This window comes from Pseudomonas sp. EA_5y_Pfl2_R50, from assembly GCF_963970475.1.
In the GTDB taxonomy this organism is placed as follows: domain Bacteria; phylum Pseudomonadota; class Gammaproteobacteria; order Pseudomonadales; family Pseudomonadaceae; genus Aquipseudomonas.
The window spans coordinates 60,555-75,056 of the sequence record NZ_CAXAPT010000004.1 but is presented as its reverse complement, the minus strand read 5'-3'; the positions used below and the strand labels follow the sequence as shown (position 1 = coordinate 75,056).

The window sequence follows — 14,502 nt, the reverse complement described above, 5'->3', positions numbered from 1 at the left end:
AAGAAAGGGCATTGTCAGCGCGAAACAAAACACTGTATAAATAACCAGACCTTTAGCTTGGGAGCGGCCTTTATGCTGGTGCACCTGTCCGTACATAACTACGCCATCGTTGAACATCTCGATCTCGAACTTGATCGCGGGATGAGCGTGATCACGGGTGAAACCGGCGCCGGCAAGTCGATCATGCTCGATGCGCTTGGCCTTACTCTCGGTGATCGCGCCGACAGCGGTGTGGTGCGTCCCGGCGCCGACAAGGCCGATATCCTCGCGACCTTCGATCTGGTCGATATCCCCGAAGCCAGCGCCTGGCTGGCCGAGCGCGATCTGGACATCGACGGCCCGTGCATCCTGCGTCGGGTCATTACCTCCGAAGGACGTTCACGTGGCTATATCAACGGCACGCCCTGCCCGCTTGGCGACCTCAAGTCCCTCGGCGAACTGCTGATCGATATTCACAGCCAGCACGAACACCAGTCCTTGCTGAAAACCGACACCCATCGCCGCCTGCTCGACGAATATGCCGGCGCCACCGATCTTGCCCGACAGGTTCAGCTCGCGGCTCAGCGCTGGCGGCAGACTCGCCAGGAACTGGAGCGTCTCTCCAACTCCGGCGACGAACAACGCGCCCGCCATCAACTGCTGAGCTACCAGCTCGAGGAACTCGAAAACCTCGGTCTCGGTGATAACGAACTGGAGCAACTGGAGCAGGAACACAAAAATCTGACCAACGCCGAAACCCTGCTTGGCATTTGTCGGCAAGTGGTGGAGCAATGCAGCGAAAGCGATTCCGGCAATGTCCTGAACGCGCTGACCGCCAGCCTCAATCGTCTTTCGAGCGTGAATACCTCGGTCGGCGCACTGGGTGAAGCCAGCAGCCTGCTGACCAGCGCGCAGATCCAGGTAGAAGAGGCTGTCGGCGAACTCAACCGCTTCCTCGACAACTTCGACGCCGATCCGGCGCGCCTGCAATATCTCGAAGAGCGCCTCGACGCCATCTATACCTTGGCGCGCAAACACCGTATTCAACCAACGGAAGTCGGGGAAATGCAGCAGAAGTTGCTGGATGAGATCGAAACACTCAATGCCAATGACGAATCCATCGAACGCCTGGGCGAAGAACTGGCCTCTTATGCACGCCACTATCAGGAAAAGGCTCGGGAGCTGAGCGATTTGCGCCACCAGGCGGCCGGCAGCCTCGCCAGCGCGGTCGAACAGGAGATTCAGCGCCTGGGCATGCCCGGAGGTCGTTTCACCATTGAGTTGCGCGCCAATGGCAGCGACGAGCTTCTGCCTAACGGACTGGAGCAAGTTGAATTGCTGGTCAGCGCCAACCCGGGTCAGCCCCTGAAGGCGCTGGCGAAAGTCGCCTCCGGCGGTGAACTGTCGCGGATCAGCCTGGCGATTCAGGTAATCACCGCGCAAACCTCTCGGGTACCGACACTGGTGTTCGACGAAGTGGACGTGGGTATTGGCGGCCCGACGGCTGAAATCGTCGGCCAATTGCTGCGCCGTCTCGGTGAACGCGGGCAGGTTCTGACCGTGACACACTTGCCGCAAGTGGCTGCGCAGGGGCACCAGCATCTGTTCGTCCACAAGGTACGCGGCGAACAGGCAACGCACACCGCCGTGTCCAGGCTGAGCAAGAACGAGCGCATTGAGGAAGTTGCGCGGATGCTCGGCGGTATCGACCTCACCAAGGAATCCCTGGCACACGCCAAAAAGATGGTCGTTACGGCAAAGGCTTAAGCAAAGCAGAAAGCACGAAGGCGACCCTGAGGTCGCCTTCGTTCGTTTCGCAAACCTGAAGTTCGCGCGACATGCTTACTTTTTCTTGCGGATGTACAGCACCAGGTTGTGATCCACCAACTCGACACCGTGCTCATCGGCGATTGCCTTCTGGAGCTTTTCGATTTCCGGGCTGACGAATTCGACAACCTCGCCGGTCTCCACATCGACCATATGGTCGTGGTGACCGCCATCGGCCAATTCGAAGACCGCGTGGCCGCCGTCGAAGTTGTGACGGACCACTAGGCCAGCCGCTTCGAACTGGGTCAGAACACGGTAAACCGTGGCCAGACCGACATCCTCACCAGCTTCCATCAACGCCTTGTAGACGTCCTCGGCACTCATGTGGCGCTGCTCGGTGGAGTCGAGCATTTGCAGGATCTTGACCCGTGGCAGGGTCACTTTGAGGCCGGCTTTGCGTAGTTCGCTATTTTCAACCATGGTCAGCTTTCTCGCGATGCTGCTTCGCAGCTTCTCTTAATGCGGGTATGATCGGCGTTTACGTTGTCCCAGCCAAGATAGTGGAAGTCGCCCACCGATGCAAAACACCAAGCTCTTGCTAACCAGTTTCACCTTTGTGGGACTGCTCGCACTCGCCGGTTGTTCATTCCCCGGGGTTTACAAAATCGACATCCAGCAGGGCAATGTCGTCACGCAGGATATGATAGACCAGTTACGCCCGGGAATGACCCGGCCGCAAGTACGGTTTATCATGGGCAACCCCCTGCTGACCGACACGTTCCATGCCGATCGCTGGGATTACCTGTATAGCCTGCAACCGGGTGGTGGTGAACGCCAACAGGAACGCGTCAGCGTTATCTTCAACTCAAACGACCAGCTTGTCAGCTTGTCCGGTGACTTCATGCCGGGCGTAAGCCGTGATGAAGCCATTCTCGGTAAGGACAGTGGCACTAGCGTGACCGCTCCTGTTGAAAACACCGAGAAGCCAGCGCCGGAAAAACCGGTCAAGCCAGGCTCCTTGCTGGATCAGATCCAGAAGGACGTGGATGGTGTAGAAACCGTTCCGGTTCCGACGCCGGAGCCGCTGGACACCACGCCGCAATAATTTGCGATGCAATAAAAAACCCGGAAATTCCGGGTTTTTTATTCTCTGGCATCTGGCTTTTTACGGGTTTCGCGCCTTGGCCTCAGCGGCCTTCGCTGCCCGCAAACGCCGAACTTCTTTCGGATCGGCAAGTAATGGCCGGTAAATCTCGATGCGATCCCCCACCTGAATCACCCGCGCATCCGGGTCAGCAACCACTTTGCCGAAGATGCCCAGCGGAAACTCGGCCAGATTCAGTTCGGGAAACTCGCTAGCAATACCCGACGCAATCACCGCCGCCCGAACCGTCGCCCCCGACGTCACACGGACAACGCGCAAAATCTGGCGATCAACGGCCGCGTAAACGACCTCTATCTCGATCACCGGCTCAACCATGCATTTGCTTGGCACGTTGGCAGAACGCATCCACCAGCGTATTGGCCGCCTGGTTGAACAACGGTCCCAACGTAGCTCGCACCAGCGGCCCCGAATAGTCGAACGATAGATCCAGGCTGATCTTGCAAGCCTTCTCGTTCAACGCCTTGAATACCCAGACGCCGTGCAACTGGTTGAAGGGGCCTTCCTCCAGATTCATTTCGATGGACTGGCCGGGCACCAAGGTATTGCGTGTGACGAAGTGCTGACTGAGACCGCCCTTGGCCACGCCGACTCTGGCACGCATATGCTCCGACGAGCTCTCCAGCACTTCTGCGGCCGAACACCAAGGCAGGAATTCCGGATAACGCGCCACGTCGTTGACCAGGTCGTAGAGAAACTGTGCCGGGTATGGCAGCAGCGCTGATCGTTGAATATGTGTCGTCATGTAAGTGTTACTTCCAGAGCTGGGTGGCAAACACCACAAGAATGCCGATAGGCGCCACGTAGCGCATCAAGAATAGCGACAGGGCAAACAGCATGGGATTACGGATCGCCAATTCGTCACGCACCGCCTCACGCCCCATCACCCAACCGGCAAACAGCACGAAGCACAGGCCGCCAAGCGGCAACATGATCCGCGAAGTGAAGAAGTCGATCACGCCGAAGAAGTCCAGGCCGCTCTTCGCCCCCCATTGGTAGAGATGGAACATCCCGCCTTCGTTCACGAAAAATTTGGCTTCCTTCCAGATATTGAAGGAGAACACCGTGCCCAGACCGACGAACCAGCAGGTGAAAGCAAGCCAGAAAGTCACCCAGGCGCGCCTGACTTTAGTGCGTTCAACCAGATAGGCAACCATCGGTTCCAGCAGGGAAATCGCCGAACTCCATGCCGCAATTGCTACCAGAACAAAGAACACCACGCCCATCAACTGACCGAAAGCCACGTTACCAAACGCAAATGGCAGGCTGACGAACATCAGGCCAGGTCCTTCGCTAGGGTTCAGGCCTCCGGCGAACACAATAGGGAACAACGCGAGACCGGCGATCAGCGAAACAAAGGTATCGAGCAGTGCCACACCGACAACCGTGCCCGACAACGACGAACTCTTCGGCATGTAAGCGCCGTAGATCATGATCGAGCCGACGCCCACGCTCAGCGAGAAGAACGCGTGCCCCATCGCAGGCAACAAGCCGTCGAGGACTTTCTCCGGGTGGAAGTCGAACATGAAGTGCACGCCTTCCATGAAATGCCCGGTGGTCATGCTGTAACCCAGCAGCACCAGAATCATCACGAACAGCAGCGGCATCATGATCCGCAGGCTACGCTCAAGCCCGGCGACCACGCCTTTGGCGATCACGATGGCCGACAGCAGCATAAAAATCGTGTGCCAAAGTGTCAGGCGCCAAGGGTCGGAGATGACTTTGCCGAAGTAAGCGCCGACCTGATCAGCCGTCGCCCCCTGGAAATCACCGCGCCCCATATCGATGATGTAATCCAGCGACCAGCCGCCGACGACGCTATAGAAAGACAGGATCAGCAGCGCCGTGATCATTCCGGCAAATGCGCCCCACGACCACTTGGGCGAGTGCCCCGCCTCGAGCGCCAGCACCTTCAAGGCATTCGCCGGGCTCTGCCGTGCACGCCGGCCGATCAGGGTTTCGGCGAGCATCACCGGAATGCCGATCAGAGCGATACAGGCCAGAAACATCAGCACAAAGGCGCCGCCACCGTAGACCCCGACCATATAGGGGAACTTCCAGATGCTGCCCAAGCCCACGGCCGAACCGGTCGCGGCGAATATGAAAACCCAGCGGCTAGCCCAACTGCCGTGGACAGAAACCTTGTCTGTCGACATCGTTTATCACGCCCAAGCGTTAGAAAAAGAGGCCGCATTGTCCGGGATTCACTCAACCTGCTCAAGCACGCAGCATCACCGTAGCCGACAGCCGAACAACTCCATATAATGCCGCCCCTATGGCTAAACAGAAGAAACACCCAACAGGGACCATCGCGCAGAACAAAAAGGCGCGACACGATTACTTCATCGAGCATAAGTTCGAGGCTGGTCTGGTCCTGGCCGGCTGGGAAGTAAAAAGTCTGCGGGCAAGCAAGCTACAGCTGGTCGACAGCTATGTCCTGCTCAAGGATGGCGAAGCATGGTTGCTCGGCAGCCACATCACGCCTCTGATGACCGCTAGTACCCACGTCATCGCCGACCCGGTGCGCACACGCAAACTGCTGCTCAACCGCCGCGAGCTGGATAAACTCGCCGCCGCTGTGCAGCAAAAGGGTTACGCCTGTGTCTGCCTGTCCTGGTACTGGAGCAAGCACATGGTCAAGTGCGAGATTGCTCTGGGCAAGGGCAAGAAGGAATACGACAAGCGTGACACCGAGCGCGAGCGCGATGCCGGTCGTGAACTGCAGCGCGCTGTGCGCAACAAGGGCAAGGAAGACTGACGTCTTCTGCCCTAGAGCACATTCGCGAGCAGGTGCGACATGTCCACCTGCTCGCGAACGCTATTGCAGCATCAACACAGAAATAACTGATCACATCCCCTTGCGCCGCTCCGCCCGGGCCATGCGCTGAACCTCCTGTCGCACCTCTTCCAGCACTTCCTGCACATACAAAATGTGTCGGCTGGACACTTCCCGTGCCTGCTCTGCGCGACCTTCGATAATCGCCAGATACAATTCCCGGTGCTGAGTGATCAGCATGTCCCGGGTTTCCGTGCGCTGCTTGTACATACCGCCAATGTTGGTCACGACGTTGCGCTTAAGCAGATCGAACAAACCACGAATGGTGTGCAGCAACACCGCGTTGTGACTGGCTTCGGCAATCGCCAGATGGAATTTCGCATCCGCCGCGCCCTCCTCCACCCGACTGACATCGTCATGACGCGAATAGCAATCCTGCAATTCTTCAAACGCCGCCGTCAGCCGCTCGCGATCAACATCCGTCGCGCGCAATGCTGCGTAATAGGCGCACGAAGCCTCCAGAGTGTGCCGAAATTCCAGCAAATCACGCTGTGCCTCGGGGTTACTTTCGAGCAAGTGCAACAGTGGATCACTGAACGTTGAGCCCAGGCTCTCGACCACATAATTGCCGCCGCCCTGCCGGCTGACCAGCAGGCCTTTCGCCGCCAGTTTCTGAATTGCCTCACGCAACGACGGCCGTGACACGCCAAATTGTTCGGCCAGCGTGCGCTCCGCCGGCAACCGCTCACCGGACTTCAGCGTGCCCTCAAGGATCATCCCCTCAAGGCGCTCGACGATATCGTCAGACAAACGGCGCTGCCGAATCTGATCAAACCCCATAACTCATTTCTCCACGATCCCGACCGCTCGCCGGGCTCTCTATTCTGGCCTATCGGCGCCTTGGCGACACCTACCTGACGACACCTGCCCGCACCGGATCAGATGCGATCTGCACCGCTTGCTCGACAAAAGTTTTAGCGCGGCAAATTGACACACCGATACCAAGGCTTTTACCCTAGCCAACAGCGATTGTAAATTGGTCTTACCAATTATCCAAGAACGCTGACAGTGCCTGACCAACAACAATTAGGGGCCACCCCATATGCAAACCTGGCAACAGCTCTACAGCCCGCTCGGCAGTCTCGGCGTGTCCGCACTCGCGGCCGTCATCCCCATCGTGTTCTTTTTCCTCGCGCTGGCGGTGTTCCGCCTCAAAGGCCATGTGGCCGGGAGCATCACACTCGCCCTGTCGATTGCCGTGGCGATCTTCGCGTTCCAGATGCCGGTCGACATGGCCTTCGCCGCCGCCGGTTATGGTTTCGCCTACGGTCTGTGGCCGATTGCCTGGATCATTGTGGCAGCGGTATTCCTCTACAAACTGACGGTGAAGAGTGGTCAGTTCGAAGTCATCCGCAGTTCGGTGCTATCGATCACTGACGACCAGCGCCTGCAAGTGCTGCTGATCGGCTTCTGCTTCGGTGCCTTCCTGGAAGGTGCCGCCGGGTTCGGCGCACCGGTGGCGATTACCGCCGCGCTGCTTGTAGGACTGGGCTTCAATCCGCTGTACGCCGCAGGCCTGTGCCTGATCGCCAACACCGCACCGGTAGCCTTTGGCGCATTGGGAATTCCGATCATCGTCGCAGGCCAGGTCACCGGCATCGACGCGTTCAAAATCGGCGCCATGACCGGCCGTCAACTGCCGCTGCTGTCACTGTTCGTGCCGTTCTGGCTGGTGTTCATGATGGACGGCCTGCGCGGTGTGCGGGAAACCTGGCCGGCTGCACTGGTGGCGGGTCTGAGCTTTGCCATCACCCAGTACTTCACCTCGAACTTCATCGGCCCGGAACTGCCGGACATCACCTCGGCCTTGGCCAGCCTGATTTCCCTGACCCTGTTCCTGAAAGTCTGGCAGCCAAAACGCGCCGCCGGCCAACACATTGCCGGTGCCGTTTCTGCGTCGGTGGTGACAGCCAGCGTCGGCGGTTTCGGCCAAAAGCGCACAACCGTGGCTTCGCCTTACAGCCTCGGGGAAATTTTCAAAGCCTGGTCGCCGTTCCTCATTCTCACGGTGCTGGTGACCATCTGGACGCTGAAACCTTTCAAAGCGATGTTCGCCGCCGGCGGCTCGATGTACAGCTGGGTGTTCAACTTCGCGATTCCGCACCTGGATCAACTGGTGATCAAGACCGCACCGATTGTGGCAACCCCAACGGCTATCCCTGCCGTGTTCAAGCTTGATCCGATTTCCGCGACCGGTACGGCGATTTTCTTCTCCGCACTGATCTCGATGCTGGTGCTGAAGATCAACCTCAAAACTGGTCTGACCACTTTGAAAGAGACCTTCTACGAACTGCGCTGGCCGATCCTGTCGATTGGCATGGTGCTGGCCTTCGCCTTCGTCACCAACTACTCCGGCATGTCTTCGACCATGGCTCTGGTATTGGCCGGTACGGGTGCGGCGTTCCCGTTCTTCTCGCCGTTCCTTGGCTGGCTCGGCGTGTTCCTGACCGGTTCCGATACCTCGTCCAACGCCCTGTTCAGTTCGCTGCAGGCGACCACTGCGCACCAGATCGGTGTCAACGACACCTTGCTGGTAGCGGCGAACACCAGCGGCGGCGTGACCGGCAAGATGATCTCGCCACAATCGATTGCCGTGGCCTGCGCCGCGACCGGGCTGGTTGGCAAGGAATCGGATCTGTTCCGCTTCACCCTCAAGCACAGCCTATTCTTTGCAACGATCGTCGGTCTGATCACCTTGGCTCAGGCCTACTGGCTCACCGGCATGCTGGTGCACTAAACCTGCACGCAACACGGAAAAAACCGACGCCGGTGGGTGATACCGGCGTCAGCAACTCACAACCCGGTCTGTAAGGCTGCTGAAAGCAACGCTCTTTATATTCAGCAGCCGCCACAGACGGATAACCGGGCCCACCCGGAGACACGCCTGATGAGCGAGCTTTTTTACAACGCCGTGCCGAACGCGACCCGCGTGGCACCGCCACTGCCCGAACCTCGGCAATACCCCAGCGAGAAACCGTCGCGGGTCTACCTGTTCGGCACGTGTGTGGTCGACCTGTTCTACCCCGAAGCCGGGATGGACGCGATTCACTTGCTGGAACGCGAAGGCATCCGGGTCGAGTATCCGCAAGGTCAGAGCTGCTGCGGCCAACCGGCCTACACCTCGGGTTACACCGAGCAGGCACGGACGGTAGCGCGCTCGCAACTGGCGCTGTTTGCCGGGGATTATCCGGTGGTGGTGCCGTCGGGCTCCTGTGCCGGCATGTTGCGCGAGCATTACGCCGATTTGTTCAAGGACGAGCCGGAAACGTTGCAACAGGTTCAGGCGCTCGCGGCCCGCACTTATGAACTGGCCGAGTTTCTGCTGTTCGTCTGCAAGGTGCAGCTCGAGGACAGCGGCGAACCGGTCAAAGTCGCGCTGCACACGTCGTGTTCGGCACGTCGCGAAATGAACACCCACCTGCACGGTCGCGAGTTGCTGGCGCAGTTGAGCAACGTGGAACGGGTCAATCATGACCATGAGAGCGAATGCTGTGGCTTCGGTGGGACATTCAGCGTCCGTATGCCAGACATTTCCGGCGCGATGGTGGCTGACAAGACCAAAGCGTTAAAGGACTCCGGCGCGCATCAGGTATTGAGTGCCGACTGTGGCTGTTTGATGAACATCAACGGCGCATTGGAGAAACAAAAAGAAGCGCTGCGCGGGCAACATCTCGCCAGTTTTCTGTGGCAACGAACCGGAGGTGCGCAATGAGCACCTCCGCGATTATTCCTACGGTTGCCGTAGAAGAAGATTTCCGCACCCGCGCGCACTACGCCTTGGGTGATCAGCAGTTGCGGAACAACTTCCGCACGGCGATGGATTCACTGATGGTCAAGCGGGCAGCGGCTTTCAGCGATGCCCATGAAAGAGAACATTTGCGCGCACTGGGCAATTCGATCAAGGCCCGTGCGCTCTCCAAGTTGCCCGACCTGCTCGAGCAACTGGAACAGAACCTGACCCGCAACGGTGTGACAGTGCACTGGGCGGAAACGGTGGACGAGGCCAATGGCATCGTCCTGTCGATCATCCGCGCTCACGAGGCGCGGCAAGTGATCAAGGGCAAATCGATGGTCAGCGAAGAGATGGAGATGAACCATTTCCTCGAGGCTCAAGACATTGAATGTCTGGAGTCCGACATGGGGGAATACATCGTCCAGCTCGACCACGAGAAGCCTTCACACATCATTATGCCGGCGATCCACAAGAATGCCGGTCAGGTCGCGTCCTTGTTCCACGACAAACTTGGCGTGGAATACACCAAGGACGTTGACCAACTCATTCAGATCGGTCGCAGAGTCCTGCGGCAGAAATTCTTCGAAGCGGACATCGGCGTCTCCGGTGTCAACTTCGCCGTGGCCGAAACCGGCACCCTGCTGCTGGTGGAAAACGAAGGCAACGGCCGCATGACCACCACCGTGCCGCCGGTGCACATCGCCGTCACCGGTATCGAAAAAGTCGTGGAGAACCTGCGCGACGTGGTGCCGCTGCTGTCACTGCTGACGCGCTCGGCGCTGGGCATCCCGATCACCACTTACGTCAACATGATCTCCGGCCCGCGCAAGGAACATGAACTCGACGGCCCGCAGGAAGTGCATCTGGTGCTGCTCGACAACGGTCGCAGTCAGGCGTTTGCCGACAGCGAATTGCGCCAGACCCTCAATTGCATCCGCTGCGGCGCCTGCATGAACCACTGCCCGGTCTACACCCGCGTCGGCGGCCACACTTATGGCGAGGTTTACCCGGGCCCCATCGGCAAAATCATCACCCCACACATGGTCGGCCTGGCGAAAGTCCCGGATCACCCGAGCGCGTCATCGCTGTGCGGCGCCTGCGGTGAAGTATGCCCGGTAAAAATCCCTATCCCGGCGATTCTGCGCCGTCTGCGCGAAGAAAACGTCAAAGCCCCGGACAGCCCGCATCAAGTGATGCGCGGTCAGGGCAGCAAGTATTCGCGCAAGGAGCGCTTCATCTGGAACGCTTGGGCGAAGCTCAACAGCTCTCCAACCTTGTATCGATTGTTCGCTTTCTTCGCCACGCGCCTGCGTGCCCTGACGCCAGGCAACGTTGGCCCGTGGACACAAAACCACAGTGCGCCGAAACCCGCCGCCCGCTCACTGCACGACATGGCCCGCGAGCATCTGGCCAAAAAGGGAGACCGCTGATGAGTGCCAAGCAAAATATCCTCGGCAAACTGCGGAAAAGTCTGACCGGCACCACACCGATTGCCGACAACTTCGATGTCGATCTGGTGACGCAGCCTTACACCTACAGCGCCGAACAGCGCATCCCGCAACTGCGCAAACTGATGGAAGCGGTGCACACCGAAATCCACCTGACCTCGGGCGAAGAATGGCCGGTACTACTCGCACAATTGTTGCGCGACCGTCAGCTGCCGAGCCTGTTGATCGCGCCGACGACAGCCCACGGGCAGAAAATCACACAACACTGGGCGAACAATCCTGACCTGCCGACGCTGAAGTCCTACGACCGTCCGATGGAAGAATGGAAAGCCGAGCTATTCAACGACACTCCGGCCAGCCTCACCGGCACCCTCGGCGCGATTGCCGCCACCGGCAGCCTGATCCTCTGGCCTACCCGTGAGGAACCACGGCTGATGAGCCTGGTGCCGCCGGTGCATTTCGCCCTGCTCAAGGCCAGCGAAATCCGCGACAACTTCTATCAAGTGCAGGAAGAGTTCGAATGGGCGCAGGGCATGCCGACTAACGCGTTGTTGGTGTCCGGCCCCTCGAAAACCGCAGACATCGAACAAGTGCTGGCTTACGGCGCCCACGGCCCCAAAGACCTGGTGGTTCTGATCCTGGAGGACCAATGACGCTTCCGGTGAGTTTCCTGCGTGATGCGCAACAACTGATTCCAGCCGAGCGCCGCTTCGACGATCCCTTGTCGACCCTGGCGTTTGGCACCGATGCCAGTTTTTATCGGCTGATTCCGAAACTGGTGATCCGCGTCGAATCTGAAGACGAAGTGGTCGCGCTGCTGAAACTGGCCCAGCGCGATCACGTCCCGGTGACATTCCGCGCGGCCGGCACCAGCCTGTCCGGCCAGGCCATCAGCGATTCGGTTTTGCTGGTGCTTGGGGATAACTGGAACGCGCGCGAAATTCGCGGCCAAGGCACGCAGATTCGCCTGCAACCGGGCGTGATCGGCGCGCAAGCCAACGCATGGCTGGCACCGTTCGGGCGCAAAATCGGCCCTGACCCGGCGTCGATCAACGCTTGCAAGATTGGCGGCATCGTCGCCAACAATGCCAGCGGTATGTGCTGCGGCACCGCGCAAAACACCTATCACACTCTGGCCGGAATTCGTCTGGTGCTGGCCGATGGCACGCGCCTCGATACGGAAGACGCTGCCAGCGTCGCTGCGTTTCACCGCAGTCACGGCGACTTGCTTGAACGCCTGGCAACCTTAGGCCGTGAGACCCGCGCCAATGCCGAACTGGCTGCAAGAATCCGCCACAAATATCGTCTGAAAAATACCACTGGGCTGTCACTCAACGCCTTGGTGGATTTCGATGAGCCTGTGGATATCTTGAGCCACTTGCTGGTGGGCTCCGAAGGCACGCTCGGCTTTATCAGCGCGGTGACTTACGACACGGTGATCGATCACCCGAACAAGGCTTCGGCGCTGATCGTATTCCCGGATGTGGAAACCTGCTGCAACGCGGTCACCGTTCTGAAAAGCCAACCGGTGTCAGCGGTGGAATTGCTGGATCGCCGCAGTCTGCGCTCGGTACAGGACAAACCGGGGATGCCCGCTTTCGTACAACAACTGTCGAACAATGCTTGCGCGCTGCTCATCGAATCCCGCGCCGCGTCCTCCACGTTGCTGCAGGAACAACTGGCGCAAATCATGGCGTCGCTCAACGGCTTTCCAGTGGAGCAACAGGTCGACTTCACCGAAGACCCGCTTGAAAACGCTCGACTCTGGGCAATCCGCAAGGACACCTTCCCGGCGGTAGGGGCTGTGCGTAAAACCGGCACCACGGTGATCATCGAAGACGTGACCTTCCCGGTCGAACAACTGGCCATCGGCGTGAATCGCCTGATTGAGTTGTTCGACAAACATGCCTACGAAGAAGCGATCCTTTTCGGACACGCGCTGGAAGGCAATCTGCACTTTGTCTTCACCCAAGGCTTCAACAACCCGGAGGAAGTCGCCCGCTATCAAGCGTTCATGGACGACGTCGCGCAACTGGTGGCGGTAGAGTTCGGTGGCTCGCTGAAAGCCGAACACGGCACCGGGCGTAACATGGCGCCGTTCGTGGAGCTGGAATGGGGCAGCGATGCCTATCAACTGATGTGGCAGCTCAAACGCCTGCTCGATCCGAACGGCATTCTCAACCCGGACGTGGTGCTCAGCGACGACCCGCAGATTCACCTCAAGCATCTGAAACCGCTGCCGGCGGCGGATGAGATTGTGGATAAGTGCATCGAGTGCGGCTTCTGTGAACCGGTCTGCCCGTCGAAAGGACTGACTTTGAGCCCACGCCAGCGCATCGTGATCTGGCGCGATATTCAAGCGAAAAAACGCGCTGGCATCGACACCTCCGAGCTGGAAAAAGCCTATGCCTACCAAGGCATCGACACCTGCGCCGCCACCGGTCTGTGCGCACAACGTTGCCCGGTAGGCATCAATACCGGTGAACTGGTGAAAAAGCTGCGGGGCCGAGACGCGACGCATCAGAAAACCGCCGACTGGATCGAAGGAAATTTCGCCAAGACCCTGCAAGGCGCACGCTTCACCCTGCATGTGGCCAACGGCGCGCGGATGATGCTCGGCGCACCGCGCCTGGCGAAGCTTTCGGCAACCATTACGCGTCTGTCCAAAGGCCAGGTACCGTTGTGGACGAATGCCATGCCGCAGCCGGAGAAGGCCATTCGCTTCAGCCCGAGCGTGTCCGATGAGCGTCCGCGCGTGGTGTATCTGGCGGCGTGCGTATCGCGGGTCATGGCTCCGGCGGCGGGTGATAAAGAGCAGATGTCGCTGTACGAAAAAACCCGAGGGTTGCTCGAAAAGGCCGGTTACCAAGTGGTCTTTCCGGACAATCTGGACAACCTCTGCTGCGGTCAGCCCTTCGCCTCCAAAGGCTATGCCGAACACGCCGAACACAAGCGCCAGGAGTTGATCAGCGCGTTGCTGCACGCCAGTCGCGGAGGGCTTGATCCGATCTACTGCGACACCAGCCCCTGCACATTGCGACTGGTGCAGGATGTCAGCGATGTTCGCCTCGATCTGTACGACCCGGTGCGCTTCATTCGTATGCATCTTCTTGATCGACTCGACTTCACGCCACAGGACGCTCCGATAGCCGTGCATGTGACCTGCAGCACTCAGCACCTGGGCGAAAGCCAGGCGTTGATTGATCTGGCGCGCAGGTGCAGCAAGACCGTGGTGATTCCGGAAGGTATTCATTGCTGCGGCTTCGCCGGCGACAAAGGTTTCACCACGCCGGAGCTGAACAGCCACTCGCTGCGCACGCTCAAGGACGCGGTGCAGCATTGCAGCGAGGGCATTTCCACCAGCCGCACCTGTGAGATCGGCCTGACGCAACATGGCGGAATCGACTATCACGGGCTGGTTTATCTGGTGGATCGAGTGACCCGGGCAAAGGCCGGCTGAAGAAAAATAGAACCCTTGCGCGCGACCGTAGTCCACAGATTAACCCCGACTGATCGGGGTTTTTAATCCATTCGGTTGCCCGTCCTGACGGCCAGCGAAGTCTCGACCCATTCGGTT

13 protein-coding genes are annotated in these 14,502 nt (G+C 59.1%); 8 read left to right on the top strand and 5 right to left on the bottom strand.

Going from position 1 to position 14,502, the window contains the following annotated elements; genetic code table 11:
* The first annotated feature begins 72 nt into the window (after positions 1 to 72).
* Complete coding sequence (gene recN, locus AACY19_RS08330) at positions 73 to 1,746, top strand: DNA repair protein RecN (RefSeq protein ID WP_339449753.1); 1,674 nt, start codon at positions 73 to 75, stop codon at positions 1,744 to 1,746.
* Between the two features lie 75 nt (positions 1,747 to 1,821).
* On the opposite strand, the gene fur is transcribed toward recN, so the two are convergent.
* Positions 1,822 to 2,226 carry a ferric iron uptake transcriptional regulator gene (fur, locus tag AACY19_RS08325; protein ID WP_129388933.1) on the bottom strand — a complete coding sequence of 135 codons (405 nt, stop codon included), beginning with the start codon at positions 2,224 to 2,226 and terminating at the stop codon, positions 1,822 to 1,824.
* A gap of 97 nt (positions 2,227 to 2,323) precedes the next feature.
* Here fur and AACY19_RS08320 point away from each other — a divergent pair, with 97 nt between their 5' ends.
* Positions 2,324 to 2,851 (top strand): outer membrane protein assembly factor BamE, encoded by a 528-nt coding sequence (locus AACY19_RS08320; RefSeq protein WP_339449749.1) that lies wholly within the window; start codon positions 2,324 to 2,326, stop codon positions 2,849 to 2,851.
* 60 nt (positions 2,852 to 2,911) lie between these two features.
* Here the strand turns inward: AACY19_RS08320 and AACY19_RS08315 are convergent, their stop codons facing one another.
* Genes AACY19_RS08315 through AACY19_RS08305 form a run of 3 tightly spaced genes read right to left on the bottom strand, consistent with a single transcriptional unit; the run spans position 2,912 to position 5,064 of the window.
* Positions 2,912 to 3,226 carry an RnfH family protein gene (locus tag AACY19_RS08315; RefSeq protein WP_339449747.1) on the bottom strand — a complete coding sequence of 105 codons (315 nt, stop codon included), beginning with the start codon at positions 3,224 to 3,226 and terminating at the stop codon, positions 2,912 to 2,914.
* Complete coding sequence (locus AACY19_RS08310; protein ID WP_339449745.1) at positions 3,219 to 3,653, bottom strand: type II toxin-antitoxin system RatA family toxin; 435 nt, start codon at positions 3,651 to 3,653, stop codon at positions 3,219 to 3,221. Before AACY19_RS08310 ends, AACY19_RS08315 begins: the two co-directional genes overlap by 8 nt.
* Before the next feature lie 7 nt (positions 3,654 to 3,660).
* Entirely contained in the window at positions 3,661 to 5,064 is a 1,404-nt protein-coding gene (locus tag AACY19_RS08305; RefSeq protein ID WP_339449743.1) for a sodium-dependent transporter, read from the bottom strand.
* A gap of 119 nt (positions 5,065 to 5,183) precedes the next feature.
* On the opposite strand from AACY19_RS08305, the gene smpB reads away from it, so the two are divergent.
* Complete coding sequence (gene smpB, locus AACY19_RS08300) at positions 5,184 to 5,666, top strand: SsrA-binding protein SmpB (RefSeq protein WP_007953781.1); 483 nt, start codon at positions 5,184 to 5,186, stop codon at positions 5,664 to 5,666.
* Between the two features lie 90 nt (positions 5,667 to 5,756).
* Here smpB and AACY19_RS08295 read toward each other — a convergent pair whose 3' ends face one another.
* Positions 5,757 to 6,524, bottom strand: a complete 768-nt coding sequence (locus AACY19_RS08295) for an FCD domain-containing protein (protein ID WP_339449741.1) — start codon at positions 6,522 to 6,524, stop codon at positions 5,757 to 5,759.
* A gap of 262 nt (positions 6,525 to 6,786) precedes the next feature.
* Between AACY19_RS08295 and AACY19_RS08290 the strand changes: the two genes are divergently transcribed.
* From AACY19_RS08290 to AACY19_RS08270, 5 genes are all read left to right on the top strand, one after another.
* The gene (locus AACY19_RS08290; RefSeq protein WP_339449739.1) at positions 6,787 to 8,481 is read left to right on the top strand and encodes a lactate permease LctP family transporter; all 1,695 of its coding nucleotides are present in this window, start codon (positions 6,787 to 6,789) and stop codon (positions 8,479 to 8,481) included.
* Between the two features lie 150 nt (positions 8,482 to 8,631).
* The gene (locus AACY19_RS08285) at positions 8,632 to 9,456 is read left to right on the top strand and encodes a (Fe-S)-binding protein (protein WP_339449737.1); all 825 of its coding nucleotides are present in this window, start codon (positions 8,632 to 8,634) and stop codon (positions 9,454 to 9,456) included.
* Complete coding sequence (locus tag AACY19_RS08280; RefSeq protein ID WP_339449735.1) at positions 9,453 to 10,907, top strand: LutB/LldF family L-lactate oxidation iron-sulfur protein; 1,455 nt, start codon at positions 9,453 to 9,455, stop codon at positions 10,905 to 10,907. The genes AACY19_RS08285 and AACY19_RS08280 overlap by 4 nt, the downstream gene beginning before the upstream one ends.
* The gene (locus AACY19_RS08275) at positions 10,907 to 11,578 is read left to right on the top strand and encodes a LutC/YkgG family protein (RefSeq protein ID WP_339449733.1); all 672 of its coding nucleotides are present in this window, start codon (positions 10,907 to 10,909) and stop codon (positions 11,576 to 11,578) included. Before AACY19_RS08280 ends, AACY19_RS08275 begins: the two co-directional genes overlap by 1 nt.
* On the top strand, positions 11,575 to 14,385 hold the full coding sequence (locus AACY19_RS08270) for an FAD-binding and (Fe-S)-binding domain-containing protein (protein WP_339449731.1): 2,811 nt from the start codon (positions 11,575 to 11,577) through the stop codon (positions 14,383 to 14,385). The genes AACY19_RS08275 and AACY19_RS08270 overlap by 4 nt, the downstream gene beginning before the upstream one ends.
* The last annotated feature ends 117 nt before the right edge of the window (positions 14,386 to 14,502 follow it).

Excerpts from the sequence above, each read along its gene's own strand:
- fur (WP_129388933.1), bottom strand. The coding sequence starts at position 2,226 with ATGGTTGAAAATAGCGAACTACGCAAAGCCGGCCTCAAAGTGACCCTG.
- AACY19_RS08315 (WP_339449747.1), bottom strand. The coding sequence starts at position 3,226 with ATGGTTGAGCCGGTGATCGAGATAGAGGTCGTTTACGCGGCCGTTGAT.
- AACY19_RS08295 (WP_339449741.1), bottom strand. The coding sequence starts at position 6,524 with ATGGGGTTTGATCAGATTCGGCAGCGCCGTTTGTCTGACGATATCGTC.
- AACY19_RS08290 (WP_339449739.1), top strand. The coding sequence starts at position 6,787 with ATGCAAACCTGGCAACAGCTCTACAGCCCGCTCGGCAGTCTCGGCGTG.
- recN (WP_339449753.1), top strand. The coding sequence starts at position 73 with ATGCTGGTGCACCTGTCCGTACATAACTACGCCATCGTTGAACATCTC.
- AACY19_RS08280 (WP_339449735.1), top strand. The coding sequence starts at position 9,453 with ATGAGCACCTCCGCGATTATTCCTACGGTTGCCGTAGAAGAAGATTTC.
- AACY19_RS08320 (WP_339449749.1), top strand. The coding sequence starts at position 2,324 with ATGCAAAACACCAAGCTCTTGCTAACCAGTTTCACCTTTGTGGGACTG.
- AACY19_RS08285 (WP_339449737.1), top strand. The coding sequence starts at position 8,632 with ATGAGCGAGCTTTTTTACAACGCCGTGCCGAACGCGACCCGCGTGGCA.
- AACY19_RS08305 (WP_339449743.1), bottom strand. The coding sequence starts at position 5,064 with ATGTCGACAGACAAGGTTTCTGTCCACGGCAGTTGGGCTAGCCGCTGG.
- AACY19_RS08310 (WP_339449745.1), bottom strand. The coding sequence starts at position 3,653 with ATGACGACACATATTCAACGATCAGCGCTGCTGCCATACCCGGCACAG.
- AACY19_RS08275 (WP_339449733.1), top strand. The coding sequence starts at position 10,907 with ATGAGTGCCAAGCAAAATATCCTCGGCAAACTGCGGAAAAGTCTGACC.
- AACY19_RS08270 (WP_339449731.1), top strand. The coding sequence starts at position 11,575 with ATGACGCTTCCGGTGAGTTTCCTGCGTGATGCGCAACAACTGATTCCA.
- smpB (WP_007953781.1), top strand. The coding sequence starts at position 5,184 with ATGGCTAAACAGAAGAAACACCCAACAGGGACCATCGCGCAGAACAAA.